This is a genomic window from Bradyrhizobium sp. 1200_D9_N1_1, from assembly GCF_052075915.1.
Lineage (GTDB): Bacteria > Pseudomonadota > Alphaproteobacteria > Rhizobiales > Xanthobacteraceae > Bradyrhizobium > Bradyrhizobium diazoefficiens.
Genome location: NZ_CP197226.1, coordinates 4,908,494 through 4,933,658, shown reverse-complemented (window position 1 = coordinate 4,933,658; position 25,165 = coordinate 4,908,494). Strand labels below are relative to the sequence as shown.

The 25,165-nt window shown below is 64.5% G+C and carries 27 protein-coding genes; 16 read left to right on the top strand and 11 right to left on the bottom strand.

Annotated features, from left to right (window positions below; genetic code table 11):
- The first annotated feature begins 185 nt into the window (after nt 1–185).
- The 3 genes from glk (at nt 186) to AB5K84_RS23785 (ending at nt 1,825) form a co-directional block, all read left to right on the top strand.
- Nucleotides 186–1,172: a glucokinase gene (gene glk / locus AB5K84_RS23795; RefSeq protein WP_011087321.1), complete on the top strand. Its 987-nt coding sequence runs from the start codon at nt 186–188 to the stop codon at nt 1,170–1,172.
- A 148-nt stretch (nt 1,173–1,320) separates the two neighbouring features.
- A complete protein-coding gene (locus AB5K84_RS23790; protein ID WP_038967431.1) occupies nt 1,321–1,524 on the top strand; it encodes a hypothetical protein in 204 nt (67 codons plus the stop codon).
- A 145-nt stretch (nt 1,525–1,669) separates the two neighbouring features.
- The gene (locus tag AB5K84_RS23785; protein WP_165448160.1) at nt 1,670–1,825 is read left to right on the top strand and encodes a hypothetical protein; all 156 of its coding nucleotides are present in this window, start codon (nt 1,670–1,672) and stop codon (nt 1,823–1,825) included.
- Nucleotides 1,826–1,930: 105 nt separating this feature from the next.
- Here the strand turns inward: AB5K84_RS23785 and AB5K84_RS23780 are convergent, their stop codons facing one another.
- Together AB5K84_RS23780 and AB5K84_RS23775 are read right to left on the bottom strand one after the other, a co-directional pair.
- Complete coding sequence (locus AB5K84_RS23780) at nt 1,931–2,308, bottom strand: response regulator (RefSeq protein WP_011087322.1); 378 nt, start codon at nt 2,306–2,308, stop codon at nt 1,931–1,933.
- Nucleotides 2,309–2,419: 111 nt separating this feature from the next.
- The gene (locus AB5K84_RS23775) at nt 2,420–3,217 is read right to left on the bottom strand and encodes a Spy/CpxP family protein refolding chaperone (RefSeq protein WP_038967430.1); all 798 of its coding nucleotides are present in this window, start codon (nt 3,215–3,217) and stop codon (nt 2,420–2,422) included.
- Between the two features lie 515 nt (nt 3,218–3,732).
- Between AB5K84_RS23775 and AB5K84_RS23770 the strand changes: the two genes are divergently transcribed.
- The 6 genes from AB5K84_RS23770 (at nt 3,733) to AB5K84_RS23745 (ending at nt 9,858) form a co-directional block, all read left to right on the top strand.
- On the top strand, nt 3,733–5,073 hold the full coding sequence (locus tag AB5K84_RS23770; protein WP_011087324.1) for an ABC transporter substrate-binding protein: 1,341 nt from the start codon (nt 3,733–3,735) through the stop codon (nt 5,071–5,073).
- Between the two features lie 146 nt (nt 5,074–5,219).
- Nucleotides 5,220–6,161, top strand: coding sequence for a carbohydrate ABC transporter permease (locus AB5K84_RS23765; RefSeq protein ID WP_028174000.1), 942 nt, complete (start codon nt 5,220–5,222; stop codon nt 6,159–6,161).
- Entirely contained in the window at nt 6,161–7,072 is a 912-nt protein-coding gene (locus tag AB5K84_RS23760; protein WP_011087327.1) for a carbohydrate ABC transporter permease, read from the top strand. The genes AB5K84_RS23765 and AB5K84_RS23760 overlap by 1 nt, the downstream gene beginning before the upstream one ends.
- A 6-nt stretch (nt 7,073–7,078) precedes the next feature.
- Nucleotides 7,079–8,179 (top strand): ABC transporter ATP-binding protein, encoded by a 1,101-nt coding sequence (locus AB5K84_RS23755; RefSeq protein WP_011087328.1) that lies wholly within the window; start codon nt 7,079–7,081, stop codon nt 8,177–8,179.
- Nucleotides 8,180–8,213: 34 nt separating this feature from the next.
- Entirely contained in the window at nt 8,214–9,203 is a 990-nt protein-coding gene (locus tag AB5K84_RS23750; protein ID WP_011087329.1) for a hydroxyacid dehydrogenase, read from the top strand.
- Between the two features lie 169 nt (nt 9,204–9,372).
- The gene (locus AB5K84_RS23745; protein WP_028173998.1) at nt 9,373–9,858 is read left to right on the top strand and encodes a hypothetical protein; all 486 of its coding nucleotides are present in this window, start codon (nt 9,373–9,375) and stop codon (nt 9,856–9,858) included.
- 8 nt (nt 9,859–9,866) lie between these two features.
- Here AB5K84_RS23745 and AB5K84_RS23740 read toward each other — a convergent pair whose 3' ends face one another.
- Nucleotides 9,867–10,370, bottom strand: a complete 504-nt coding sequence (locus tag AB5K84_RS23740; RefSeq protein WP_038967429.1) for a DUF1993 domain-containing protein — start codon at nt 10,368–10,370, stop codon at nt 9,867–9,869.
- Nucleotides 10,371–10,484: 114 nt separating this feature from the next.
- Between AB5K84_RS23740 and AB5K84_RS23735 the strand changes: the two genes are divergently transcribed.
- The 3 genes from AB5K84_RS23735 (at nt 10,485) to AB5K84_RS23725 (ending at nt 12,900) form a co-directional block, all read left to right on the top strand.
- Nucleotides 10,485–11,267, top strand: coding sequence for a transporter substrate-binding domain-containing protein (locus AB5K84_RS23735; protein WP_011087332.1), 783 nt, complete (start codon nt 10,485–10,487; stop codon nt 11,265–11,267).
- A 234-nt stretch (nt 11,268–11,501) separates the two neighbouring features.
- On the top strand, nt 11,502–12,362 hold the full coding sequence (locus tag AB5K84_RS23730) for a DUF2147 domain-containing protein (RefSeq protein ID WP_038967427.1): 861 nt from the start codon (nt 11,502–11,504) through the stop codon (nt 12,360–12,362).
- Between the two features lie 181 nt (nt 12,363–12,543).
- The gene (locus tag AB5K84_RS23725) at nt 12,544–12,900 is read left to right on the top strand and encodes a hypothetical protein (RefSeq protein WP_028173994.1); all 357 of its coding nucleotides are present in this window, start codon (nt 12,544–12,546) and stop codon (nt 12,898–12,900) included.
- A 57-nt stretch (nt 12,901–12,957) separates the two neighbouring features.
- Here the strand turns inward: AB5K84_RS23725 and AB5K84_RS23720 are convergent, their stop codons facing one another.
- Both AB5K84_RS23720 and AB5K84_RS23715 read right to left on the bottom strand, forming a co-directional pair.
- The gene (locus AB5K84_RS23720) at nt 12,958–13,362 is read right to left on the bottom strand and encodes a (R)-mandelonitrile lyase (RefSeq protein WP_038967426.1); all 405 of its coding nucleotides are present in this window, start codon (nt 13,360–13,362) and stop codon (nt 12,958–12,960) included.
- A 16-nt stretch (nt 13,363–13,378) separates the two neighbouring features.
- Nucleotides 13,379–14,077, bottom strand: a complete 699-nt coding sequence (locus tag AB5K84_RS23715) for a ribonuclease activity regulator RraA (RefSeq protein WP_011087336.1) — start codon at nt 14,075–14,077, stop codon at nt 13,379–13,381.
- Nucleotides 14,078–14,325: 248 nt separating this feature from the next.
- Here AB5K84_RS23715 and pxpB point away from each other — a divergent pair, with 248 nt between their 5' ends.
- Genes pxpB through AB5K84_RS23700 form a run of 3 tightly spaced genes read left to right on the top strand, consistent with a single transcriptional unit; the run spans nt 14,326 to nt 16,892 of the window.
- A complete protein-coding gene (pxpB, locus tag AB5K84_RS23710) occupies nt 14,326–15,057 on the top strand; it encodes a 5-oxoprolinase subunit PxpB (RefSeq protein ID WP_011087337.1) in 732 nt (243 codons plus the stop codon).
- Nucleotides 15,054–16,091, top strand: coding sequence for a biotin-dependent carboxyltransferase family protein (locus AB5K84_RS23705; protein WP_011087338.1), 1,038 nt, complete (start codon nt 15,054–15,056; stop codon nt 16,089–16,091). Before pxpB ends, AB5K84_RS23705 begins: the two co-directional genes overlap by 4 nt.
- Before the next feature lie 30 nt (nt 16,092–16,121).
- A complete protein-coding gene (locus AB5K84_RS23700; protein ID WP_011087339.1) occupies nt 16,122–16,892 on the top strand; it encodes a LamB/YcsF family protein in 771 nt (256 codons plus the stop codon).
- On the opposite strand, the gene AB5K84_RS23695 is transcribed toward AB5K84_RS23700, so the two are convergent.
- The 6 genes from AB5K84_RS23695 to AB5K84_RS23670 form a co-directional block, all read right to left on the bottom strand.
- On the bottom strand, nt 16,893–17,045 hold the full coding sequence (locus tag AB5K84_RS23695) for a hypothetical protein (protein WP_014495196.1): 153 nt from the start codon (nt 17,043–17,045) through the stop codon (nt 16,893–16,895).
- Nucleotides 17,046–17,376: 331 nt separating this feature from the next.
- The gene (locus AB5K84_RS23690) at nt 17,377–18,984 is read right to left on the bottom strand and encodes a sulfite reductase subunit alpha (RefSeq protein WP_011087341.1); all 1,608 of its coding nucleotides are present in this window, start codon (nt 18,982–18,984) and stop codon (nt 17,377–17,379) included.
- Complete coding sequence (locus AB5K84_RS23685; protein WP_038967420.1) at nt 18,981–20,762, bottom strand: NirA family protein; 1,782 nt, start codon at nt 20,760–20,762, stop codon at nt 18,981–18,983. The genes AB5K84_RS23690 and AB5K84_RS23685 overlap by 4 nt, the downstream gene beginning before the upstream one ends.
- A 334-nt stretch (nt 20,763–21,096) precedes the next feature.
- Nucleotides 21,097–22,263 (bottom strand): CmpA/NrtA family ABC transporter substrate-binding protein, encoded by a 1,167-nt coding sequence (locus tag AB5K84_RS23680; RefSeq protein WP_011087343.1) that lies wholly within the window; start codon nt 22,261–22,263, stop codon nt 21,097–21,099.
- Nucleotides 22,260–22,850 (bottom strand): ANTAR domain-containing response regulator, encoded by a 591-nt coding sequence (locus AB5K84_RS23675; protein WP_011087344.1) that lies wholly within the window; start codon nt 22,848–22,850, stop codon nt 22,260–22,262. Before AB5K84_RS23675 ends, AB5K84_RS23680 begins: the two co-directional genes overlap by 4 nt.
- Before the next feature lie 236 nt (nt 22,851–23,086).
- Nucleotides 23,087–23,650, bottom strand: a complete 564-nt coding sequence (locus AB5K84_RS23670; protein WP_038967419.1) for a hypothetical protein — start codon at nt 23,648–23,650, stop codon at nt 23,087–23,089.
- Nucleotides 23,651–23,841: 191 nt separating this feature from the next.
- Here AB5K84_RS23670 and rimO point away from each other — a divergent pair, with 191 nt between their 5' ends.
- Nucleotides 23,842–25,161: a 30S ribosomal protein S12 methylthiotransferase RimO gene (gene rimO, locus AB5K84_RS23665; RefSeq protein WP_011087346.1), complete on the top strand. Its 1,320-nt coding sequence runs from the start codon at nt 23,842–23,844 to the stop codon at nt 25,159–25,161.
- Nucleotides 25,162–25,165 lie beyond the last annotated feature (4 nt).

Sequence of the window (25,165 nt, the reverse complement as noted above, 5' to 3'; positions counted from 1 at the left end):
GATCGCGTGTGGCCATATCGCGCTGGCGGCCAAGGATCGTCTCCAGGATGCAACGGTTTGGCCTCGTCCGTGTTGACTAGGCACAATCAAGCGAGGATTCTCAAACCGTCCGCAAACTGCGGATCGGATCAGGAGCGGAGGCAAAGGTTCCCGAAGGCCGGCAAGGCCGCGGCGACCAAAGGGTCATGAGTATCGGCAAGACAGGAAAAATTCTTCTCGCCGATATCGGCGGCACCAATGCGCGCTTTGCGCTGAGCCAAAGCGAACCGGGCAACGGCGACCAGACCGGATCGATCGACTATGTGAAGGTCGCCGACTTCCCGACCGTCCAGGAAGCCATTGTCGACGTGCTGGCGCGCCGGGCCGGCGGCGAACCGCCCCAACGAGCCGTGCTGGCCGTCGCAGGCCCCGTCACCAACAACCGCTGCGTCATGACCAACAGCCCCTGGGTCATCGACGGCAACGAGCTCCAGCCAACGCTCGGCTTCGACAGCGTCCATGTGCTCAACGATTTCGAGGTGGTCGCCTGGTCCCTGCCCGCCTTGCGGTCCGCCGATCTGATCCCGCTCGGCGGACAAGATGGCCTCCCCGGAGAACCGTTGCTGGTGGTCGGGCCCGGAACCGGCTTTGGCGTCTCCTGTCTGGTTGAGCGCTATGGGGCGCGGCTGGCCGTCGTCACCGAGGCTGGCCACGCGACGTTGCCGGCAGAGAACGAGCGCGAGGAACGCGTGATCGCGTCCTTGCGCCGACGTTTCGGCCATGTCTCCATCGAGCGCGGCGCGCTGTCGGGCTCCGGCTTGCAAAGCCTCTACGAGGCACTCGCGGAGATCGACGGCGTCCAGGTGCCGCACCGCGACGCGGCCGCCATCACCAAGGCGGCCCTGGATGGCAGCTGCCCGGTCAGCCGCGCGACGCTGGAGATGTTCTGCGCCACCCTGGGCTCGGTCGCGGGCAACCTCGCGGTGACCTTCGGTGCCCGCGGCGGCGTCTATATCGCCGGCGGGATCGTGCCGCGCTTCCCGGAGTTCCTTGCGGCCTCCGCGTTCCGCGCGCGCTTCGAAGCCAAGGGGCGCTTCCAGGACTATTTGCGCAACATCCCGACCCGGCTCGTCACGAAGCCCGATGCCAGCTTCGTCGGGCTGAAGATGTTCGCCGACCACAATCCTGATTGAAGTGCGGCCGGCCGAGACCGTCCGGTCCGTTAACTAATTCACAGCTGATTGCATCCAAAGCGGGGTTCCACGCAGGATCGTGCTTGCCCGATTGTTTCCCATGGGAAACAATCCCGCGGAGTGCGCGGCGTAGTTGCGGGGGCGTGACATGCGTAAACCGGATCTGGGCTTCGACTATCACCGTTATCACCGCCTGCTGACCGAGGCGGACGACGAGGACAAACGGCTGGCGCTGATCGAGCTCCTGATCGAGGAAAAGGCGCGAGACCGGCTGGCCGCCCAGCGCGCCTCGGATCGGGCCGCCATGACCGCCCATACGATCGCCACGGTGCTGAGGAACGGTCGCGGCTGAGACCTGCAATCCCGCGCCGGGAGGCGCGAATCCGCGAGCCGATTGCGATTCCGTTAACGATCCCTCGCAATCTCGCGTCAAACTTTTTGCTCTAAGAGTTCCCTCACCTGATGCAATTCAGGGGTCAACACAGGGGGGAATGAACATGAGCATGATTTCGCTCGCCGCGATGCCGGCCGCCGTCGAAACGCGTTTCGCCGATTCTTCGTTCAAGACCATCTTGCTGTTCTGCTGCACGGGCCTCGTCGCCTCGTTCGGCCTGATGGCGCACGGCATCGACCTCACCGCCGGCCTGATTTGAGAACCCGACGAATTCCTTCGTTGCATGGCCGCCCCCGACGGGCGGCCATTTTCGTTGGCGATCCCAACGCGGCGCCGTCGCTCAGCGCGGTGCCCTCACCGTCGCTCAGTGCGGCGCCTTCGCCGTGGTTTCCGGAAACATCGAATCGATCATCGCCTTGAGCTGGTCGATCGAAATCGGCTTGCGCAGGATGGGCCTGCGGCGGAGCAGCGACGGCAGGAGTTCCGGCCCGTAGCCGGTGGCGAACAGAAACGGCTTGCCGCGGCGCTCGATCAGGTCGGCGACGGGATCGACGTAGAGCCCCATGAGGTTGATGTCGAGGATCGCGAGATCGTATTGCGCGGTCATCGCAAAGGCGCTCGCGTCCCGGACATTGTCCGCTTCCGCGACGACATGGTGGCCGAGCTCCTCCACCATGTCGGCCATCATCATCCGGATCAACGCCTCGTCTTCGACCAGGAAAACGGAGAGTCCGTCCGCCATATCAACCCCGCAGTCAGCTTGCGAAGCTAATCATACCCGAATTGCGGAAAGGATTCACGAATTCGTGGCGGGCGCCGTTAATTCGTACGCTGGCGATCCGATTCAACTTGATCAATCCAGCCCGCGCTCGTGGCTGAGGCGTACCATCTCCTGGATGAAGACCTGCTTCTGCTTGTCGTCGAGGCTCGAATAGAGCGGTTCGGCGGCGTCGGCGACATTGCGCTGGTCGGCCGCCCGGTCGATCAGGAACTGCGCCTCGTTGCGCATCTGCTCGATGATGTCGTCGGGCGGATCCCGCTTGGCGCGCGCAACCCGCAGGTTGAGCCGCTCCGCGCCATTATGCCCCAGGTAGTGCATGGCGCTGGAGAACCCGTACCAGTGCTTCTCCTGATCAGGCGTGAGATTCAGTTCGGTTTTGATCCGCTCGATGTAGGAATCGCTGTTGGCGACGATCTGTTCGGCCGACTGTTGCGGCGCGCCGGTCTGGGTGAGGACCGTGACATCCTTGTTGTCCTTGGTGTCCTGCGGCGCGTTCTTTGCTTCCTTGCTCGCCTTGGCCCCCTTGCCCGCCTTGGCGCTCTTGGCATCCTTGTCCTTGCCGGCGCCCTGCTGCTGCTTGGCATCCTTGGCCGCGTCCTTGTTAGCGTCCTTGGCGGCCGGCGCCTGGTTGCCATTGTTGCCGACGCCGAGAACGCCGGTGAAAACGCCAACCACGCCGCCGATCGCACCGCCGAGCACGCCACCGACCGGACCGGCCGCCTTGTTCCCGGCTGCCGCCCCCTCCTGAACGCCTTTGACCAATCCTTGAGCGTTCGCGACTGCGGCTGCGCCGAGCAGCAGCGCGAGCACGGACCCCAGCGCGAGCCATCGTCGCAGGTAAAGCCGCGCTGGCGGCGCCGGGTTGATCATTCTCGTCTCCATCGTCGAACTGATTGGCCTATCCGGGTGGAAGCCGCCCGCTGGTTGCAACACTATCGTTTCCGCCGCTTCAAGGTCCAGACGCAGCCAATTGCTGTCCACGCCCGAAAAGTCTTTCACGCGAAGCGGTTATGCAGGCTTATTCGAAACTGCGGCGTAATTGCGCACGGATCGTTCCAGGCCGGTTCGCGCACCGTGTGCGTCGCAAAAGGAGCAGCCACGGCGCAGGTCCGGCGCACCGCACCGCGGGCGCCGCCGCGCCGTCGGGCACAACGTTAGTTCTAGACGATCGCCATTCGGCCTTTCTCGACAGACGCGATCAATCATGATCTGATCGCGCTACCAATTTGCCGCGCCTCGCGTGATTGCAATCGGAGCTGACGGCACCAACAAGAAACGTTCAACGAGAATTCCAACAAGAAACGCCAACAAGAAAATCAAGAGCAAAACTCGGAAGAGTTAAGAGGAAACGCCAGAACAATAAAACATCCAAGCGAGGAAACGAGATGTCACGCAAGACACTGACGCGACGTCAATTTGTGGCTGCCACTGCAATGTCCTCCGCGGCGCTGATCACGGCGCCCTATGTCAGAGGCGCTTATGCCGCCGGCAAGCTCTCGATCGGCTTCTGGGACCATTGGGTACCCGGCGCCAACGACGCCTCCACGGCTCTCGTCAATGAATGGGCCGCGAAGGAGAAGGTCGAGGTCTCGATCGACTACATCACCAGCAACAACAAGAAGATCGAGCTGACTGCGGCGGCCGAAGCCCAGGCCAAGTCCGGTCACGACATACTTCAGATGCCGAGCTGGTGGCCGCACGCCTATTCGGAGAATCTCGAGCCGCTCAACGACGTCATGGAGCCGCTCATCAAGCAGAATGGCGAGGTGAACGGCACCGTCAAATATCTAGGCCAGTCGGGCGGCAAATGGCTCGCGATCCCAGCGACACCGGGCAGCCAGATCAAGGGCCCTTGCTCGCGCATCGACCTGATGAAGAAGCATGCGGGCATCGACGTGCAGGAGATGTACCCGGCAGGCAGTCCGCCGAAGGCCGACAACTGGACGATGGAGACGTTCTTGAAGGCTGCGGAAGCTTGCCAGAAGGCCGGCTTCCCGTTCGGCATCGGTCTCGGCGAGACCACCGACAGCGTCGATACAGCCGGCGCGATCTTCCAGTCCTTCGGCGCCGAGCTCGTCAATGCCAAGGGCGATGTCACGGTCAAGACCGACGCGGTGCGGCAGGCGCTCGAATTCTACAAGAAGCTGATCGCCGTGCTGCCGACGGACGCGCCCTCCTGGGATGATGCGTCCAACAACAAATGGCTGATCTCGGGCCGCGGGGCGATGATCCTGAACCCGCCGAGCGCCTGGGCGGTCGCCAAGCGCGACGCACCGCAAGTCGCCGAGCAGTGCTGGACGCACGGCTTCCCGGCGGGTCCGAAAGGACGCTTTGCCCCGTACCTGCCCTATTTCTGGGGCGTCTGGAGCTTCGGCAAGAACAAGGAGGCGGCCAAGAGTCTGCTTACCCATCTGTCCTCGCCCGCGGCGATCGAAAAGTTCGTCGTGGCGAGCGGCGGCTATGACCTGCCGGCCTATGCCAACATGACGACGTTCAAGACCTGGGCCGAGGTCGGACCGCCGAAGGGCACGCTCTATCACTACCCGAACCCGTACAACCACCAGACGCTGTCAATCGCCGCATCGCCGGCGCCGCCGAAGATCGCGCAGCAGATCTACTTCCAGGCCACGCTGACCAAGATGGCGCTGCGCTTTGCGCAAGGAGAGAAGTTGGAAACGGCGCTCGCCTGGGCCGAGGGCGAGTGCGAGGGCTTCATGCGGACCTGAGCCGGGTGTGTGCCGTGGCGGTTCATGCCTTCGGGTGTGAGCCGCCGGGGCGCGCTCTCGCTCCGTCCGCAAGCCAATGAAGCCGACCGGTCGCCGGCTTCACCGTTGAATCTTTCGCAAGAAAGCCTGACCAGAAAGTTTGACCCATGGCCGATGTCGTCGTTGAGCAAGGTCGCCTCGCTCGTGCCGGGAGCCCGCGCAAAAAGAACGCGAGCCTGCGCAATGTAATGGGTCGGAAATCGACCGTGGCGTTCTTCCTGACGCTGCCGCTGATCCTTCTGATCGCACTGTTCGTGCTCTACCCCGCCTTCTATTCGCTCTACCTGGCGACGCTGAACAAGGCGATGACGAAATTCGTGGGCCTCAGCAATTTCACCTTCCTGTTCAAACGCGAGACGTTCTGGATGGTGGTGAAGCAGTCCTGCATATTTGCGATCACCGCCGTGATCTTCAAGGCGCTGATCGGCTTCATCGTCGCGCATTTCGTCCACAACATTCCGGGCAAGAAGCAGCGCAAATGGCGCGGCATGCTGCTGGTGCCCTGGGTCATCCCGCCGGCAATGAGCACGCTGGCCTGGCTCTGGCTGTTCGATCCCTCCTACAGCGCCTTCAACTACACACTGTCCTTCTTCGGCGTCGGTCCGATCCCCTGGCTCGGTGACGCCTTCTGGGCGCGCTTCTCCGTCATCCTCGTCAACGTCTGGTACGGCGCGCCGTTCTTCCTGATCATGTACCTCGCCGCGCTGAAATCGGTCCCCGACCAGCTCTATGAGGCTGCGGCCATCGACGGCGCGAACTGGTGGCAGCGCATCTGGTTCATCACGCTGCCGATGATGCGCAACATCATCGCGATCACGACGCTGTTCTCGCTGATCGTCACCTTCGCCAATTTCGACATCGTGCGCATCCTCACCTCCGGCGGCCCGCTCGATCAGACGCATCTGTTCGCCACCTGGGCGTTCCAGGTCGGCATCCAGAGCAGCGACATTCCACTCGGCGCCTGCGTCTCGTTGTTCATGGTGCCGATCCTCGCCGTCGCAGCGGTCTTCATCCTGCGCGATGTCTCCAAACGCGGGAACGAAGCCTGATGAGCACACTGGCAATCGACAAGGCCGGACCAAGCCGCAAGGTCAAACTCGGAAGCATGAGCCGGGACCGCACCTGGGCGCTACGCTGGTCCTACTTCTTCCTGGTGCTGTTTGCGATCTTCTTCCTGACGCCGCCGGTCTACATGCTGATCACCTCCCTCAAGAGCAGCGCGGAGATCTCGGCGGCAACCAATCCCTGGTGGGTCTTTCACCCGACATTGGCGAACTATGTCGAGCTCCTGACCTCGAACCAGTTCCTGCGCTTCTTCTGGAACTCGTCGATCATCTCGATCGTGGTCGTGATCGTCACGATGCTGATCAGCATCCCGGCGGCGTTCGCGCTCGCGCGGATGAAGTTCTGGGGCTCGGCGACACTCGCGACCGGTGTGTTCCTCACCTATCTCATCCCGGACAGCCTTCTGTTCATCCCCCTGTTCAAGATGCTCGCGGTGGTCCAGGAGTTCACCGGCATCCCCCTGCTCAACCGATGGTACGTGCTGGTGTTCATCTATCCGACACTGACCGTGCCGTTCTGCACCTGGATCATGATCGGCTATTTCGCCTCGATCCCGAAGGAGCTCGATGAGGCCGCCCTCATCGACGGCGCCTCCTGGCTCCAGACCCTGACACGGATATTCATTCCCGTGGCCCTGCCCGGGCTGATCGCCGCCACGATCTTCGCCTTCACGGTGTCCTGGGCGCAGTTCCTCTATCCCCTGGTGTTCACCACGTCGATCGATCAGCTCGTGCTGCCGGTCGGCATCACCACCACGCTGATCAAGGGCGACGTCTTCAACTGGGGGCAGATCATGACCGGCGCGCTGCTCGGTGCAGCGCCGCCGCTGGTCATCTACGCCTTCCTGATGGACTACTACATTGCCGGCCTGACCGCCGGCGCGACAAAGGGTTGATGTCTCATGGCTGACGTTGCATTGCGTAAGGTCGTCAAGCGTTACGATGATGTCGAAGCCGTGCGCGGCATCGACCTCGATATCGCCGACCATGAGTTCATCGTGCTGGTGGGCCCCTCGGGCTGCGGCAAGTCGACGACGCTGCGCATGATCGCAGGTCTCGAGGACATCAGCGACGGCGACATCATGATCGGCGGCGACGTCGTCAACGACGTGCCGCCGAAGGACCGCGACATCGCGATGGTGTTCCAGAACTATGCGCTCTACCCGCACATGACGGTCGCCGAGAACATGTCGTTCGGGCTGCGCCTGAAGCACTATCCCAAGGCCGAGATCAAGGCGCGGGTGACGGAAGCCGCACGGCTCCTCGACATCACCGACCTGATCGACCGCAAGCCGAAGCAGCTCTCCGGCGGCCAGCGCCAGCGCGTCGCGATGGGGCGCGCCATCGTGCGCAATCCAAAGGTCTTCCTGTTCGACGAGCCGCTGTCCAACCTCGATGCCAAGCTGCGCGTGCAGATGCGGATCGAGATCAAGAAGGTGCACCAGAAGGTGCGCACCACCACGGTCTACGTCACCCACGACCAGGTCGAGGCGATGACGCTGGCCGATCGCGTGGTGGTGATGAACAAGGGACGCATCGAGCAGATCGGCACGCCGAACGAGCTCTACCACAAGCCGGCGACACGCTTCGTCGCGGGCTTCATCGGCTCGCCGGCGATGAACTTCATCCCGTGCCGGCTGGAGGACGTCGGCGGCACGCTCCAGATCCGCCTCACCGATCGCATCGCCTTTGCGCTGCCGCCGGCCCGCGCCGCGCGCTACAACGCGCTGCCGCGCACCGACAAGCTGCTGCTCGGTCTCCGGCCCGAGCATCTCACCGAGGCGCATGCGCATCTGGGGCCGGGCGTTGAGAGCTTCGACACCGTGCTCGACGTCACCGAGCCGATGGGTATGGAGACCCTGGTCTATTTCGGCCTCGAGGGCACGCCGGTCTGCGGCCGCGTCGATCCCAATGCCGGCGCCAAGGACGGGGCACCCATGCGTTTGGCGATGGACCTCAACAATATGCACCTGCTAAACGAAGACACCGGCGTCGTGTTGTGACGCAGGTCCAAGAAATGCGAGCAGGCGGGGAGCGATGGCGACCAACAAGAAGAAGATTTTCGTTACACAAACTTTGTCGCAAGGGGCCCGCACCCTCCTCACCCAGCGAGACGATATCGAGCTCGTGGAATTTGCGAACCTGATCTCGGCGAAGGATTTTCAGGCGCTGTTGAAGAGCCATGCCCCGGTTCATGGCGTGGCGCTCGGCGCCACCGCGTTCGGCGAGACCGAGCTTGAGGCCTCGAAGGACATGAAGGTGGTGACGCGGATCGGCGTCGGCTACGACGCGGTTGACGTGCCCGCCCTCTCCCGCCGCAAGGTGCCGCTGATGGTCGCCGGCAGCGCGAATTCGCCCTCGGTCGCCGAGCAGGCGCTGTTCATGATGCTGACACTGGCAAAACGCGCGCAGGAGATGCATTCCTGCGTCAAGGACGGCAAATGGGCCGACCGTCTCGGCATGCTGCCGTTCGATCTCTACGGCAAGACCGTGCTGATCATCGGCTTCGGCCGCATCGGCACCCGCACCGCCAAGCGCTGCCTGGCGATGGAAATGAGGGTACAGGTCTACGATCCCTACAAGCCCGCCGCCGAGATCAAGGCCGCCGGCTACGAGCCCGTCGCCGATCTCGACGCTGCGTTGCCCCATGCCGACTTCGTCACCATTCATTGTCCGAAGACGCCGGAAACGGTCGGCCTGTTTGACGCGGCCCGGATCGGCCGGATGAAGCCGAAATCCTATCTCATCAATACCGCACGCGGCGGCATCGTGAAGGAAGCGGCGCTGTACGACGCGCTCACGTCCGGAAAGCTCGCCGGCGCCGGCATCGACGTGTTCGAGGTGGAGCCGCCGCCGGTCAGCAACGCGCTGTTCGCGCTGCCCAACGTCATCATGGCCCCGCATGTCGCGGGCGTCACGGTCGAGGCGGTGAGCCGCATGAGCGAACAGACCGCGCGCAACATCCTGAGCGTGCTGGACGGCGATCCTATCCGGCAGAACATCATCAATCAGGACGTGCTGGGCTGACCAAACCGCAAGGCGGGCGGCCCATCCGCCCGCCTTCGGAACGCCAGAATGCGTCCCATTTTGGTGCAGATCGAGCCCCAACTCAGCCTTAATCAAACCCGCGTAATATGCCGAGCCGCGGCGGCAGTGGGACAGACTTGCCGGCCACGTCGAGCTGGAGGATGGACCCTTGGCAGAAATCGACCCGACCGACCACGCGCTGGCGACCATCGCCAGCATCCTGGAGCACCCCGAGCCCGTCCTCGTCGTCCGCGACGCCGAAACGGAAACGGCGGCTGCCGATGAGCATTCGGTCGTCGACGAGCATGCGGTCGTCGACGAGCATCCGGTTGCCGATGAGCATCCGGTGGTCGAGGAGCAGCCGCTGGTGCCGGAGCACACCGATGCCGACGGCTACAGCAAGGTCGGTCCCGGGCCGATGGTTGCGATCCGCCTCAAATGGACGGTCCATCGCGGCGATGACGACCAGTACTACGTCCACGAGACCATCGGCGAGCAGTCCGCGCCGGTCATCAGCGGCCCCATGACGAGCGACGCCGCCGTGCATTTCGTCGACACGCACGAGGACGAGGCGCACAGGCGTTTCGAGCTGCTGCGCAGCGAGATCGCCGGCCGCAGCTCGCTCGCCGAGTTCGAACGCAAGGGCGAAGCCTAAAGCGCGATCTAGCGCTCGCGGGGCCCGAGAAAATCCCGCTTCACGAGCTCGACGCCTGCGTGCCGCAACAGGTCGTAGGCCGTCGTGACGTGAAAGAAAAACTGCGGGACGCTGAACGTCAGCAGCAGCGTCCGTCCGGTGAAGGGCAGCTCGGTTCCGTTCTTCAGCCTGAAGAAGACATTCAGCTCCGCCGCCGCGTCGATCTCGGCCCGCGGCAGGCCCTCGATGAACTCGATTGACGTTGCGATACGCGCCTGAAGCCCGGCCATGTCGTGCTCCAGCGCCGGCAGCGTCACCGGCTCGCGCTGCGCCAGCAAGGCCGGAGCGACCGTTGCATGGCGGCAGGCCTCACCGACCTGCTGCGCCAGGTCGTACATGTTGGGTGCGAGGCGCATGCCGAGCAGGACCGCCGGGTTGAATTTGCGGGTCTCGGCGTAGGCCACGCCCTTGTCGAGCAGCGCGGACAGGTTGCGTAAGTACGGCACAAAGAGGCCGACCGAGGCCTCGTACATCGAGATCGTCACCTCGGGATTCCTTTCAATTCTGCCTCGCCAGCGGCGGGCATCTGGTCTAAATCCACGTCTGAAGAGCTGCACAATGACAGCTTGGGCTTGGGTGGAGAAGAGATGACCGTTCGATTCCTGTCGGCTTTGGCCGTGGCGCTGCTGATGAACCTTTCGGCCCACGCACAGCAGGCGGCGCCGTCGCGCCTCGACGAGATCATGAAGCGCGGCACATTACGTGTCGGGATGACCGGCGACTACAAGCCCTTCACCTATCTGGACAAGGCCACGCAGCAGTTCAGCGGCTTCGACGTCGACATGGCGGAGGCGCTCGGCAAGGCGCTGGGCGTCAAGGTCGAGTTCGTGCCGACGGCCTGGCCGAAGCTGATGAAGGATTTCGAGGCCGACCAGTTCGACATCGCCATGGGCGGCGTCTCGGTGACGCTCGACCGGCAGAGGAAAGGCTTCTTCTCGATGCCGATCATGCGCGAAGGCAAGACGCCGATCGCGCGCTGCGCCGATGTCGGCAAGTACCAGACGCTCCCTGATATCGACAAGAAGGGCACCCGCGTCATCGTCAATCCCGGCGGCACCAACGAGCGTTTCGCCCGCGCCAACATCAAGGACGCCGACATCACCGTCTTCGCCGACAATACCGTGATCTTCGACGAGATCGCCAAGGGCAATGCCGATTTGATGATGACGGACGCTTCCGAGACGCGCTACCAGCAGAAGCAGCATCAAGGCGTGCTGTGCGCGGTGCATCCGGAAAAACCGTTCGACTTCTCCGAGAAGGCCTATTGGCTCCAGCGAGACATGGCGCTGAAGGCCTTCGTCGACCAGTGGCTGCACATTTCCATGGAGGACGGCAGCTACAGGAAGATCTACGCCGCCTGGTTCGACTAGAGCGTCTTCGAGCGAAATGGGTATCGGTTCGCGCGTTCCGATTCCATCGGAACGGGACTGTGGACCGCGTCCTCCTGTCGCTTGCTTCGGCCAAATTGTGGACGGGTTCCGGGCGCATTGAACCCGAACCCGCCGGAGCACGACTCATACGGATGAAAGTGATCTAGATCACTTTTTGCGATCGCGCCGGGGCGTATGCGTCGGTCCGGGGACCATCTGTTCAGGAGATGCGAAATGAGGAAGCTGTTGGCCACGGCCGCATTCCTTTTGGCGAGCACCGCTGCGCAAGCGCAGTACACCTTCGAATATGGCGGGCGCACCATCCGCATCGATCCCGACCGGGGCACGGTGTCGATCCCCGGCGTCTATGACAACACCGGCCAGGGCAAGGCCAAGAAGGCCAAGAAGAACGAGACAAGTCCGGGCCAGCAGGCGCCGCAAGAGGCCAAGGCCGATCCGCAAGCCCCGGCTGCTCCGGCGCCTCCACCGGCCGCTGCTACAGCGCCGCCCGCAGCCGTGCAGGCTCCCGCGCCGCCCGTCGTGGCCGCACCGCCTCCCGCGCCACCTGCTCCGCCGCCGGCGACTGCCAATGCTGCACCGGCTGATACGGCCGTCGTGCCTCCGCCCGCACCGCCTCCGGCCCCTGCTCCCGTCGAGCAGCAAGCAGCTCCCGTGGCGCCGCCCCCGCCGGCCGCTGCGGCTGTTGCGCCACCCGCGCCGGCGCCTGCCCCCGCACCCGTTCAGTCGGCCGCTGTCGCGCCACCGGCTCCCGCTGCTGCACCGACGCGCGACCTCAATTCGCCGCTCGGCATCTGGCTCACCGAGGAGAAGGAAGGCAAGGTGCGCATCGAGCAATGCGGCAACAACCTCTGTGGCTATTCGGTCGACAGCAAGTCGAACCAGAACGGCGAGCAGGTCCTGATCAACATGAAGCCCGGCAAGGACCAGAAATGGTCCGGCCGCATCCTCGATCCCAACACCGGCTCGACCTACGATTCGACGATCGCCATGAAGGGTACGGATCGCCTGCGCGTGCAGGGCTGCGCCTTCGGCGGCATGTTCTGCGGCGGCCAGACCTGGACGCGGGTGAACTAAGCTCGGCTTCGACACTTTGACGGAGACAAGGGGCCCGTGATCCGGGCCCCTTTGCTTTTGCCCGCGGTGTCATCGCGAGGTGCGCCACCTCACAGAGCCTGCTGCGCGCGTGACAGCCCTCACATCGCCGGTTGCGCAACCCATGCCACGATCGCCGCATGGTCAACCCCAGGGGCGTGTCATGAACGGTTTTCGCAAAGGTCTCTTCGCCACGATTGTCGCCATCGCCTTCCCGCTCACGCAGGCAGGCGCAACGACAAGCACTTTCGACGGGACATGGAACGTCCGCATCTCGTCATCGAGCGAGACCTGCGGCAACGGCGCGACCGTCGCGATCGGCATCAACAACGGTCAGATCGCCTCGAGCAGCGCCGCGGTGTCCGCATCCGGCCGCGTCGCCGATGCCGGCAGCATCAACGTCACCTTGAGCACCGGCATCAAGCGTGCAGTCGGCTTCGGCCGGCTGAGCGGCACGTCCGGCTCCGGCACATGGCGCGGGGCCCTTTGCACCGGCACGTGGACGGCGGAGCGGATTTAGGCTCCGGATCGCCGACGCATCGCCATGGGGCGATGCGTCTTGTCCGGGGCGCGAGCGCTAACCCAGCGCTGCGCCATACTCCGCGTCGGTGACCGGCTCCAGCCAGGTCGAGTAGACGCCGTCGAGCGCTTCCTGCATGGCGATGTGGCACATGCCGTTGGTCGGCGATGCTCCGTGCCAGTGCAGCTCGCCCGGCGGAATCCAGACGGTGTCGCCGGGGCGGATCTCGCGGACCGGTCCGCCCTTGGTCTGAACGCGCCCGACGCCGGAGATGACGTAGAGCGTCTGCCCGAGCGGATGGTGATGCCAGTTGGTGCGCGCGCCGGGCTCGAATGCGACGCGCGAGCAGTTCAGCCGTGCTGGCGCGGGCGCCATGATCACGGGATCCTGCCACACGGTGCCGGTGAAGTTTTCCTTGGGCGCGCGGCGGGTCGGCCGCGTGCCTGCGACAGTGATATCCATGGTATCCTCGCTTCTGTTACTTCTTGCTGGCGGCGTAACGCGCCTTGGTCTCGGCGTTCATGGGATAGAGCCCCGGCAACACCGCGCCGTTGTTCACCTCGTTGACGATCCAGGCTTCCATCCGCTCCTGCTCGACGCCCTCGTTGAGCACGTGATCGAGCATCGCCTGCGGGATCAGCACGCAGCCGTCCTGGTCGGCGACGACGATGTCGTTCGGGAACACGGCGACGCCGCCGCAGCCGATCGGCTCGCCCCAGCCAACGAAGGTCAGGCCCGCCACCGACGGCGGCGCGGCATAGCCGTCGCACCAGACCGGAAGATTGGTGCCGAGCACGCCCTCGACGTCACGCACGACGCCGTCGGTGACGAGCGCGGTGACGCCGCGCTTCATCATGCGCGCACAAAGGATGTCGCCGAAGATGCCGGCATCGGTGATGCCCATGGCATCGACCACGGCGATGCAGCCCTCCGGCATCGCCTCGATCGCGGTGCGGGTCGAGATCGGCGACGACCAGGATTCCGGCGTCGCCAGATCCTCGCGCGCCGGCACGAAGCGCAGTGTGAAGGCAGGTCCCACCAGCCGCGGCAAGCCCGGGCGCAGCGGGCGCGCACCGCGCATCCACACGTTACGCAGGCCCTTCTTCAGCAGGACCGTGGTGATGGTGGCAGTGGTGATGCCGGCGAGGGTCTTGCGGGCTTCGGGGGACAGCGACATGGAAACAGACGAGCTCCGGATGGGCGGGAAAGAACGCGCGCATCTTGCGAGCCGGGCGCTTTCCGTCAAGGGCCAAGAACGCAGGGCCGCAGGGCGGTTATGCGACGCGATAACAAGGCTTTATCGCTTCCCCTTGCATTAATTTATTGGACTTGCGCGCGCATTTACGCGAAGCAGGGATCAGCGGAACTCAAGGCTGAGCCCGCGTTTCCTGAGAAGCCCGATTTCGACAGCGCTTTGACAGTTCAATGGCCGCGACGCTTCCCCCGCCCCGCCTTCTGCCCAGTGGCGACAGCGCCGTCACGGTCGAGTTCAGCCGCACCATCGACGATGCTGCCAACCAGCGCGTGCTGGCACTCGACAAGGCGCTCGCGGCAAGCCCCATCGACGGCATCACCGAGACCGTGCCGACCTATCGCTCGCTGCTGGTGCACTACGATCCCGGCAAGATCGGCTTCGAGGCGCTCGGCGAAAAGATCCTCCCGATCGCGACCCAGCCGCTGCCGCCGGCCACCAGGACGCGCCGCTGGCGCATCCCCGTCGCCTATGGCGGCGAGCATGGCATCGACCTCGAGGATATCGCCAAGGCGCTGAGCACAACGCCTGACGACATCGTCGCCCGGCACGTCGCCGGCGACTACAAGGTTGCCATGATCGGCTTCACGCCGGGCTGGTCCTATCTCAGCGGCCTGGACAAATCCCTGCACATGTCGCGGCGGCAGAACCCGCGGCTGCTGACGCCGGCCGGCACGATCTCGATCGGCGGCATCCAGGCCGGCATCCAGTGCCTGGCCGCCCCGAGCGGCTGGCACCTGCTCGGCCGCACCCCGGTGCGGACCTATCAGCTCCACCGCAATCCGACCTTCCTGACCGAACCCGGTGATCGCGTGACGTTTTTCGCCATCGACCACAAGACGTTCGAGGAACAGGACCGCGCCGCCGAGGCCGGCGAGATCATCGCCGAGCAGGTGGTCGCATGAGCCGGCTCATCGTCGCCAGCATCGGCCCTGCAAGCTCCGTCCAGGATGGCGGACGGCACGGTGCACAGCGCTACGGCTTGACCGTGAGCGGGGCGATGGACCGTCTGTCGCTCGCGGCCGCGAATACGCTGGTCGGCAACGAGCCGTTCGCGGCCAGTGTCGAGATCGGCCCGTTCGGCGCCACCTTCACCGCCCGTGACGGCGCCGTGCGCGTGGCGATTGCCGGCGCGCCGCGCAATGCCGACGTCGCGGGGCGACCGGTCGTCATGGACACATCGGTGACGCTGAAGGACGGCGAGACCCTGACGCTCGGCTTCGCCCGCGGTGGCGCCTTCACCTATCTCGCGATCGAAGGCGGGATCAAGGGCGAGCCGGTGTTCGGCAGCCTCGCGGTCAATGCCCGCGCCGGCCTCGGCAGCCCCTACCCGCGCCCGCTCCAGGCCGGTGATGAGTTCAGCGTCGATGCCGCGAGCGGCGCGGCGGAGCTGCGCATCGAGCTGCCGAAGCCCGTGAGCGGTCCGATCCGCGTCGTGCTGGGCCCGCAGGACGACGAGTTCGACGACGCCAACAAGGCACTGTTCCTGGACAGCGAGTGGAAGATCTCGGCGACATCAGACCGCATGGGCTACCGGCTCGAAGGCCCCGCGATCAAGCACCTGCACGGCCACAACATCGTCTCCGACGGCACCGTCAACGGCAGCATCCAGGTGCCCGGCAACGGCTCGCCGATCGCGCTGATGATGGACCGCGGCACCTCCGGCGGCTATCCGAAGATCGCAACCGTGATCACGGCCGATGTCGGCCGTCTGGCGCAGACCTCGGCGGGGACCGCCTTCCGCTTCAAGGCTGTGAGCATGGCGGAGGCCCAGGACGAGGCGCGCAAATTCGCGCAAGCCATCCGCAGCCTGCCCGATCGCCTCCGCTCCGCCGACACCGTCGCGCTCAACATCGAGGCGCTCAGCGATGCTAACGTCGCGGGCTATGCGGTCAGCGCGGTGGATGCCGGAACGTGGCAGGTCACGGCGGAGCCGTAACGACAAGACGACCAGAGGCGGAGAGCAACCATGAAGACGATCGATCTCAATTGCGACCTCGGCGAAGGTTTTGGCGCGTGGGAGATGGGCAACGACGCCGCGATGATCGAGCTGGCGAGCTCGGTCAACGTCGCCTGCGGCTTCCATGCCGGCGATCCCGACATCATGCGCAGGACGGTCGAGCTGGCGAAAGCACGCGGCGTTTCGGTCGGCGCGCACCCCGGATATCGCGACCTCCACGGCTTCGGCCGGCATCCGATCGCGGGCCTGAAGGCCTCCGAGATCGAGAACCTCGTCGCCTACCAGATCGGCGCGCTGCAGGCGATCGCGACCGCGGCCGGCCACAAGGTCACGCATGTGAAGGCGCATGGCGCGCTCTCCAACGTCGCCTGCGAGGACGACATGACGGCGAAGGCGATTGCCGCCGGCATCAAGGCGGTCGATCCCAGCCTGATCTTCGTCGTGCTCGCCAATTCGAAGCTGGTGAAGGCCGGCGAAGCGGCCAATCTGCCGATGGTGCACGAGGTGTTCGCCGACCGCGCCTATGAGGACGACGGCAATCTCGTCTCGCGCAAGAAGCCCGGCGCGGTGCTGCACGATGCCAAGGCGATTGCCGACCGCGTGGTGCGCATGGTGCAGGACGGCGCGGTGGTGTCCGTGACGGGCAAGGTGATCAAGATGCGGACGGATACGGTCTGCATCCACGGCGATACGCATGGCGCGGTCGAGATCGCGCGGACCTTGCGTCAGGCGTTGAAGGATGCGGGGATCGAAGTCGCGCCGTTCAAGCGCGGGGCGTAATCAGAATGGGTGCACCGAGAGCGTGCCGAACACGATCGCGGCGATGACCGCGAAGGCGCTGTAGAGCCCGACGTGGTGCATGCTCGCCCCGGTCCGGCGCGAGAGCGAGCGCGCGTAGAAGTGCAGCCTGGCTTCCGCCGATAGTTCGCGCATGATCGATCTCCAACGCCCCATTTGCGCGAGTATGAAGGATCAACCCTGGCGGGAGGCAAGATGGCGGCGAAAATAGCGATGGTGGTTCTCTGAAGGCGCCCCGTCGCAGGTGCAAATTCTCTTCACACGCGGGTTCCGAGAATCTTATTCGTTAAGATCCGAGCCAGTTGGAACCGGCCCGGATGACGGTGGGATGACAGCCGGACTCAAGGCCCTGGACCCGGTCCAAACAAAAATGGCGAAAACAACCCCATGCACAGTAGAAACGCGAGCTCGGCGTGACGCCCGGCGCTTGCTCCGCCGGGACGATTCACGCTGATCTTGTCGCGCCTTAGTAGACGTCAGCCTGGAAGCGGCCGGTCTTCTTGAGCTCGGCGACAAAACTGACGGCTTCGTCGGTCGAGCGCGCCCCGAACTGGGCGACGATGTCGACCAGCGCGCGCTCGACATCCTTGGCCATGCGCTTGGCATCGCCGCAGATGTAGAGATGCGCGCCCTCGGCGAGCCAGGTCCACAATTCGCGGCCGACTTCGCGCATGCGGTCCTGCACGTAGAACTTCTTCTCGCCGTCGCGCGACCAGGCCAGCGACATGCGCGTGAGCAGGCCCGAGGTCTTCATCGCGTTGAGCTCTTCCTGGTAGAAGAAGTCGCAATCGCTGCGCTGGTGGCCGAAGAACAGCCAGTTCTTGCCCGGCGCGCCGGTCGCCTTGCGGTCGAGCAGGAAGGCGCGGAACGGCGCGATGCCGGTGCCGGGGCCGATCATGATAACCGGCGTCTTCGGGTCCTGCGGCAGGCCGAAACCATGCGCCTTCTGCACATAGACCTTGAGCTTCTCGCCCTCAGCGATGCGCTCGCCGAGGAAGGTCGAGGCAACGCCGATGCGTTTGCGCTTGCCGATCACATAGCGCACGGAATCGACCGTCAGCGAAAGTTTTCCCGGCGTCGCATTGTGCGAGGACGAGATCGAATAGAGCCGCGGCTGGAGCGGCTCCAGCGCCTCGACGAAGGCTTCGGGATGCGGCCGTATGCCGGAAAACTTCTGGAGCGCCGCCATCACGTCCAGCGTGGCGGCGTCGCCATCGGGATCCTCGCCCTGCGCCAGCGCCCGCGCCTTCTCGCGCTGCGCACCCCCGGTGATGAAGGAGATCAGTTCGAACAGCGAGTCCGGCGCCGGCGACAGCGAGACGTCGTCGATCAGCACCTCGCGCAGTGTCTTGCCGTTCACCTTGGTCGTATGCGAAGCGCCGAGCAGTGCGATGATCTGGTCGACGAGGCCGACATCGTTGCGCGCGAACACGCCAAAGCTGTCGCCGACGATGTAGTCGAGCTTGCTCGCGGAGAGATCGAACTCGACGTGATAGGTCTCCTTCTCCGACTTCCCCTTGTTGAGAAGGCGCCGCGACAGGAAGGTCGCCTCGGTCGGATTGTCGCGCGAGCGGCCGGGCTCTGCGATCGTCACGGTCACGGCCGGCGCTGCCACCGCATCCGCTTTTTCGGGCGCTTTCGCCGCCGGCGCCTTGTCCAGCTCCTCGTACAGCGACTTCAGCATCCGCGCGGTTTCCTTGCCGCCGGGAACACACAGGTTGAGCCGCGCTTCGCTGCGGGTGGCGATCGCCTCCGAATAATCGTGGCAATTATAGCCGCACTGGCCGCAATCCTGCTGCGCCATCGCCGCCATCATCTTGCGGCGGACGGGACGCCCCTCTGCAAGCTTCATCCGGTCGGCGATCGGCATAGTCTGATCGTGCCACGGCGCTTCGCCATCGTCGCCGTCGCCGGCTTGCATGACGGCGGCGCCCTGCTCCGCCGACAGGGGCGTAGCCACATCAGGCGACAGCAACCCGGCAAAGAATCCGTTCAGCCAGGAGCGCTGCGCGTCGGAGAACGGGGCGCTGGCGGGAATGATATCGAGTTTCGGCGGAGGGGTGATCTGGTTCATGCGGACACCTGTGCATCGGCAAGCTTGCGCAGCGTCTCGCCGTCATGGCGGCGCGCAAAGGAGAGGAAGGTTTCGTCGGGCGAGGCGCGATGAGCGATATAGGCCTTGAGCAGCGCTTCGACCGTCTTCGGCGCGTCCTCGGCCTTGAGGTCGTGATAGACCTCCTGCCCGACGTCGGCGTCGGGGCCGAACCCGCCGCCGGTGAAGAGGTGATAGCCCTCGACCGTGTCATCCTCGTTCACCGGCACCCGCGCTCCGATCAGGCCGATGTCGCTGATGTAGTGCTGCGCGCAGGAATGGTGACAGCCGGTGACGTGGATGTTGACCGGCTTGTCCATCTCGACGCGCGGCTCGCACCAGTCGCCGATCTCGGCGGCGTGGCGTTTGGTGTTGGAGGCGGCGAAGCGGCAGCCGGCATTGCCGGTGCAGGCGATCAGGCCGGCGCGGATATGCGAGGCCTCGACCGCGAGCCCGATCTGCTTGATCGCGGCAATCGCAAGCTCGACGTTCTCGTCACGCACGCCCGGGATCAGCAGGTTCTGCCAGACCGTCAGGCGGATCTCCCCGTCGCCGAGGTCACGCGCAACCTTGGCAAGGCTCCGCATCTGATCACAGGTGAGCTTGCCGAGCGTCAGCGAAACGCCGATCCAGTTGAGGCCGTCCTGCTTCTGCTTGTGCACGCCGATATGAGCCATGCGGTCAGCCGCAGGCCGCGGCGCAAACGCCTCTTCCGGCACGCGCGTGAATGGCGTCTTCAGCCGTTCTTCGACGAGCTTCAGGAAGCCGTCATGGCCCATCGCGTCGAGCACGTATTTCAGCCGCGCCTTGTTGCGATTGGTGCGGTCGCCGTGGTCGATGAACACGCGCACGATGGCATCGGCGACAGCGGTCGCCTGCTCCGGCTTGACGATGATGCCGGAATACTTTGCAAAATCCTTGTGGCCGGTGATGCCGCCGAGGCCGAGCCGGAACCAGACCCCGGGCTCGACGCCGAACCCGTCCTTCACCTCGAACGCCGTGAAGGCGATGTCGTTGGTCTCTTCCAGCACCGCGATCCTGCCGGCGCCGTCGAAGGCGACGTTGAACTTGCGCGGCAGGCCGTAGAGCGAGCGGTCGTTGAGGATGTGGTAGTGCCACTCGCGCGCAAACGGCCGCGTGTCGATGATTTCCTGCGGATCGATGCCGGCGGTCGGCGTCCCGGTCACGTTGCGGATGTTGTCGGCGCCGGAGCCGCGCGAGCACAGGCCGAGATCCTGGATGCCCTCGATCAGCTTCACGGCGTGCTTCGGCGGGATCTCGCGAAGCTGGAGGTTGGCGCGCGTCGTGACATGGCTGTACGGCCCGCAGAGATCGTCGGCGAGATCGGCAAGGCCCGACAACTGCCAGTGCTTCATGATGCCGTTCGGGATGCGCAGGCGGCACATGTAGGAGTCCTGCGTCGGCGCGACATAGAAGATGCCGTAGTAGCGCCAGCGGAAATTGTCCGCCGGGCTCGGCGGCGCATTGTCGAGCGCCTGCTGGCGCAGCCGCGGATAGGCGTCGAAGGGATGCTCGTCGCGCTTGAACTTCTCCTGGTCGGCGAGCTTCTTGCCCGAGGCGATGACCTTGTCCTGCGCCTTGATGTGCACGGCATCCGGACCGGTCGGCTCGGCATTCGCCTTGCCGGAGCCGCCACCAAGGCCGCGACCGACCCGGCTGATCTGCAGACCGGTCGTGAAGCCTTCGAGATAGCGCTTCTGCTCGTCGGTAAAGTCGACTGAGACTGTTTCGAGTTTCATGGTCAGTAACGAAGCTCCTGCGGCCACCGGGGTGGTATCGACGGAAAATTGCGCGACCCGCGAGGCACTCGGCTGGCTCAAGAGCCTGCTCTGCACCCAACGGTCCGATCAGCTTCGTTGCTGCGGGACTCGGCTCAGCAGGCGTCTGTGACAAGCTGGCCGCAGTGCAACATACAAGTTGCGTGCCAGCTTCATCGAAATGAGAATTGCTGCAATTTCAGGTCATTAGGAGTGCCCCCGGGAACTCCCGGGCGGGGAACTCTCACGAAATTCGAGCAGCCAGCCCAAAATTTAGACGAGGAGCCCAGGCGCCTAAAAACGATGCAGGATCGAATCAGGCCTTCCAGCGACCGACTTCGAAGGCCTCGAGATGCCCCCTGATATTGTCGGGATCGAAGACGGGGCCGGCGAACGCCCCGAACGCCGCGGGAGCCTCACTGGGCGCCGCTCGGCTGCCCAGGGCGGCATCATAAAGATCCGGCCTGAACACGGCCATCGCCGTCTTGACGCCATCCGGCGCCAGCGCCGTCTGTCCCCAGCGCACCATCTGGGCGTAGAGCCAGGCGGCCTGGACCGGATCCGGGCGCCCCGCCCCTTCGCGTCCGACCAGGAGGTAACGTCCGCTTTCGCGGAAGGTGCCGTCGGGCGAGATCTTCAGGCGTCCCGTGAGCGTGCGCTGGATCACCTCGGCATCGACGCCGATCCGCTCCGGCTGCGCCAGGATGCGCGCGGCCTCGATGCGGTTCTCCGGATGCTCGATGAACTCGGCGGCCTTCACGGCCGCGCGCACGAGGCTAGCGACCACGTCCGGATTCTTGTCGGCCCAGGTCTGGCGGACCGCCAGCACCTTCTCCGCCGCGTGGACGAGGATGTCCGAGACGAAATGCAGGATGTGGCCGATGCCGAGATCGACCGCGATCGAATTCCAGGGCGCGCCGACGCAGAACGCATCGACATGGCCGTTCGCGAGGCTGTCCACCATGTAGGGCGGCGGCAACACCACCAGCCGCACATCCTCGTCGGGATCAACGCCGGCCGCCGCCATCCAGAACCGCAATTGGTAATTGTGGGTCGAGAACGGAAAGGTCATGCCGAAGGTCAGCGGATCGGCACCTAGCTTGCGCCGCCTGGCGACCACCCGAGCCAGCGCCTTCGCCGTAACGAGCGGATCGAAGCGGTCGCCGTCGATCTCCTCCATCAGCGCGGCATGAAGCGTCGGCGACACCGTGATCGCGTTGCCGTTGATGCCGAGATTGAAGGGCGCGGCGATCGGCACCTTGACGTGGCCGAGCCCGAGTGAGGACGCGATCGCCACGGGCGCCAGCAGATGGGCGGCGTCGAACAGGCCGATATTGAGCTTGTCGCGGACGTTGGACCAGGAGACCTCGCGCACCAGTTCGACGTCGAGGCCTTCGGCGGCGGTAAAGCCCTTGTCGACGGCGACGATCAGCGCGGCGGCATCGACCAGCGGAATGAACCCGATGCGAAGCGGTCCGGTCATTTCAGCATCTCCGACGCGGTGATGATCGACTGGGCGATCTCGCCGATTTTCTTCTTCTCGCGCATCGCGGTCGAGCGCAGCAGCACATAGGCCTCGTCCTCGGTGAGGCCCTTCACCTTCATCAAGATGCCCTTGGCGCGCTCGATGATCTTGCGGTCCTCGAGCTGCGACTTCGTGCGCTCGAGTTCCTCCTGAAGCTTGGCGAAGGCGTTGAAGCGGGACACGCAGAGGTCGAGGATCGGCTTGATGCGCTCCTTCTTCAGCCCGTCGACGATGTAGGCGGATACGCCCGCCTCGACCGAGGCCTGGATCGAGGCTGAATCGCTCTGGTCGACGAACATCGCGATCGGCCGGCGCACGGCGCGGCTGACCTGGAACATCGCCTCCAGCACGTCGCGGCTGGGGTTTTCCAGATCGATCAGGATGATGTCGGGATCCACCGCATAAATACGGGCCAGCAGGCTCTGCATCTCGCGGATATGGGCGACCTGCGTGAATCCGGCCTCCCGCAACCCCTCCTCGAGGATCGCGGCCCGGATCGGGCTTTCGTCGACGATCACGATTTTGGGCGACTGCTCGGCGCTCATGGCTCACTCACGTCAGGTGATTCATCCATAGCACGCCGGAACGCCCTGCAAAGGGTTGTAATTGACCGCATTTAGGACTAGCTCCTGCCGATCAATCAGGCAGATCAAGAGATATGCAAGAGACGGCTGCGCCCAAGGTCAGCTTCGTGTCGCTCGGATGCTCCTGAGACAACGAATGCAAACTTTCAAAGCCGCCCACTCCCGCCCGACGGCAGCTGCCATCTGGGCTTACGCTCTCACGGAATCCTCGCACCAGCTATCATCCTGTCGAGAAGTGGCACGGCGGCCAACACCGCCCTCTCGTTCTTGCCGGAGACCGCCAGCCGCACGACATAGGAGTTGCCGTCCTTGTCGACATCAACGTAATGCGCGATCACTTCGACCGGTTGGTCCTTCAGGGACGGATTGTCGTACCGGTTGATGATGACACCGGGGCTGGCCGAGGGAAGCGAGGTGATCTTGGCATTCTTGCCGGACGTCGCCGCCCAATCCTGATCGCTCGTTGCGACCCATTGAACCAGTTCGGTTCGATCCTTGTTGTAGCGGCCTTCGGCATAGATGATTGCTTCGGCGTTACCGAATCCCTTCCCCCTGGGCACGAACATGGAGGCGCCGTACTTGAGGCTTGCGGCCTCGTCCCTCGCCCACCCGTCGGGCGCCTTCACGCGCGGCCTGAATTCCGGGCACAGGCCTTTTTGCCCGTCGCAAACACGTAAGATCTTGTCGACTTCAGCCCGCGCCGGAAACATCGCGCTCCAGGAAATAACAGCGAAAACCATGCTGAAGATGAAGCGGCGCATCGCAGTCTAGCTCCGTGGAAATACGCTAGAACAGAATAACAACGAAAACGTGCACGTTGGAGGAATCCATCTCGGCCCCTCCAGTCACACAATCGGAACCGGTCCATAGGTTAGTTATTGAATTTCGCCATCGGTTCAATTACTTGGATCGCTAAATCCGGACAATTCAGATCTAGGCTCCAGGCGATACAATGGACAGAGCGCCCCGCATTTCATTCACGTCACTCGGTTGTCCCAAGGCATTGGTGGATTCCGAGCGCATCATCACTCGCCTGCGCGCCGAGGGCTACGAGCTCGCCCGCAAGCATGACGGGGCCGACATCGTCATCGTCAACACCTGCGGCTTCCTCGACAGCGCCAAGCAGGAATCGCTCTCGGCGATCGGCGAGGCCATGGCCGAGAACGGCAAGGTGATCGTGACAGGCTGCATGGGCGCGGAACCCGAGCAGATCGAGCAGGCCTATCCGGGCGTGCTCTCCATCACCGGCCCGCAGCAATATGAGAGCGTGCTGGACGCGGTCCACCGCGCGCTGCCGCCCGCCCACAATCCGCATCTCGACCTGGTGCCGCCGCAGGGCATCAAGCTGACGCCGCGGCACTACGCCTATTTGAAGATCTCCGAGGGCTGCAACAACCGCTGCACCTTCTGCATCATCCCGAAGCTGCGCGGCGATCTGGTCTCGCGCCCGGCCAATGACGTGCTGCGCGAGGCCGAGCGGCTGGTCGGCGCCGGCGTCAAGGAGCTGCTGGTGATCTCGCAGGACACCTCGGCCTATGGCGTCGACCTGAAATACGCCGAGAGCCCGTGGAAGGATCGCCAGGTCCGCGCCAAATTCCTCGACCTCGCGCGCGAGCTCGGCGAGCTCGGGGCCTGGGTCCGGCTGCAATATGTCTACCCCTACCCGCATGTCGACGAGGTCATCGCACTGATGACGCAAGGCACGGTGCTGCCCTATCTCGACATCCCGTTCCAGCATGCGAGCCCCGAGGTGCTGAAGGCGATGAAGCGCCCGGCGGCGCAGGACAAGACGCTGGCACGGATCAAGCGCTGGCGCGAGGAATGCCCTGATCTTGCCCTGCGCTCGACCTTCATCGTCGGCTTCCCCGGCGAGACCGACGCGGACTTTGCCTATCTGCTCGACTGGCTCGACGAAGCCGAGATCGACCGCCTCGGCTGCTTCAAATACGAGCCGGTTGCCGGTGCGACGTCGAATGCGATCGCCAATCCCGTGCCGGAAGAGGTCAAGCAGGAGCGCTACAACGCGCTGATGGCGCGCCAGCAGAAGATCTCGGCGCGCAGGCTGAAGCGCAAGGTCGGCACGCGCCAGCAGATCATCATCGACGAGGTCGGCCCGACCGTTGCCCGGGGCCGGTCGAAGGCCGATGCGCCCGAGATCGACGGCGCGGTCTACCTGTCGAGCCGCCGCCCCTTGCGCGTCGGCGAGATCGTCACGGCAAAGATCGAGCGCGCCGACCAATACGACCTGCACGGCAGCGTCGCAGGGTTCTGAGAGC

Bases quoted from the DNA above. Each gene is read 5' to 3' on its own strand.
- AB5K84_RS23680 (WP_011087343.1), bottom strand. From the start codon at position 22,263: ATGACCGGACCGCTTCGCATCGGGTTCATTCCGCTGGTCGATGCCGCC.
- AB5K84_RS23685 (WP_038967420.1), bottom strand. From the start codon at position 20,762: ATGAAACTCGAAACAGTCTCAGTCGACTTTACCGACGAGCAGAAGCGC.
- AB5K84_RS23730 (WP_038967427.1), top strand. From the start codon at position 11,502: ATGAGGAAGCTGTTGGCCACGGCCGCATTCCTTTTGGCGAGCACCGCT.
- rimO (WP_011087346.1), top strand. From the start codon at position 23,842: ATGGACAGAGCGCCCCGCATTTCATTCACGTCACTCGGTTGTCCCAAG.
- AB5K84_RS23690 (WP_011087341.1), bottom strand. From the start codon at position 18,984: ATGAACCAGATCACCCCTCCGCCGAAACTCGATATCATTCCCGCCAGC.
- AB5K84_RS23765 (WP_028174000.1), top strand. From the start codon at position 5,220: ATGGCCGATGTCGTCGTTGAGCAAGGTCGCCTCGCTCGTGCCGGGAGC.
- AB5K84_RS23675 (WP_011087344.1), bottom strand. From the start codon at position 22,850: ATGAGCGCCGAGCAGTCGCCCAAAATCGTGATCGTCGACGAAAGCCCG.
- AB5K84_RS23735 (WP_011087332.1), top strand. From the start codon at position 10,485: ATGACCGTTCGATTCCTGTCGGCTTTGGCCGTGGCGCTGCTGATGAAC.
- AB5K84_RS23670 (WP_038967419.1), bottom strand. From the start codon at position 23,650: ATGCGCCGCTTCATCTTCAGCATGGTTTTCGCTGTTATTTCCTGGAGC.
- AB5K84_RS23760 (WP_011087327.1), top strand. From the start codon at position 6,161: ATGAGCACACTGGCAATCGACAAGGCCGGACCAAGCCGCAAGGTCAAA.
- AB5K84_RS23725 (WP_028173994.1), top strand. From the start codon at position 12,544: ATGAACGGTTTTCGCAAAGGTCTCTTCGCCACGATTGTCGCCATCGCC.
- AB5K84_RS23755 (WP_011087328.1), top strand. From the start codon at position 7,079: ATGGCTGACGTTGCATTGCGTAAGGTCGTCAAGCGTTACGATGATGTC.
- AB5K84_RS23700 (WP_011087339.1), top strand. From the start codon at position 16,122: ATGAAGACGATCGATCTCAATTGCGACCTCGGCGAAGGTTTTGGCGCG.
- AB5K84_RS23705 (WP_011087338.1), top strand. From the start codon at position 15,054: ATGAGCCGGCTCATCGTCGCCAGCATCGGCCCTGCAAGCTCCGTCCAG.
- AB5K84_RS23780 (WP_011087322.1), bottom strand. From the start codon at position 2,308: ATGGCGGACGGACTCTCCGTTTTCCTGGTCGAAGACGAGGCGTTGATC.
- AB5K84_RS23720 (WP_038967426.1), bottom strand. From the start codon at position 13,362: ATGGATATCACTGTCGCAGGCACGCGGCCGACCCGCCGCGCGCCCAAG.
- AB5K84_RS23715 (WP_011087336.1), bottom strand. From the start codon at position 14,077: ATGTCGCTGTCCCCCGAAGCCCGCAAGACCCTCGCCGGCATCACCACT.
- AB5K84_RS23695 (WP_014495196.1), bottom strand. From the start codon at position 17,045: ATGCGCGAACTATCGGCGGAAGCCAGGCTGCACTTCTACGCGCGCTCG.
- AB5K84_RS23740 (WP_038967429.1), bottom strand. From the start codon at position 10,370: ATGTACGAGGCCTCGGTCGGCCTCTTTGTGCCGTACTTACGCAACCTG.
- glk (WP_011087321.1), top strand. From the start codon at position 186: ATGAGTATCGGCAAGACAGGAAAAATTCTTCTCGCCGATATCGGCGGC.
- AB5K84_RS23770 (WP_011087324.1), top strand. From the start codon at position 3,733: ATGTCACGCAAGACACTGACGCGACGTCAATTTGTGGCTGCCACTGCA.
- AB5K84_RS23790 (WP_038967431.1), top strand. From the start codon at position 1,321: ATGCGTAAACCGGATCTGGGCTTCGACTATCACCGTTATCACCGCCTG.
- pxpB (WP_011087337.1), top strand. From the start codon at position 14,326: ATGGCCGCGACGCTTCCCCCGCCCCGCCTTCTGCCCAGTGGCGACAGC.
- AB5K84_RS23785 (WP_165448160.1), top strand. From the start codon at position 1,670: ATGAGCATGATTTCGCTCGCCGCGATGCCGGCCGCCGTCGAAACGCGT.
- AB5K84_RS23775 (WP_038967430.1), bottom strand. From the start codon at position 3,217: ATGATCAACCCGGCGCCGCCAGCGCGGCTTTACCTGCGACGATGGCTC.
- AB5K84_RS23750 (WP_011087329.1), top strand. From the start codon at position 8,214: ATGGCGACCAACAAGAAGAAGATTTTCGTTACACAAACTTTGTCGCAA.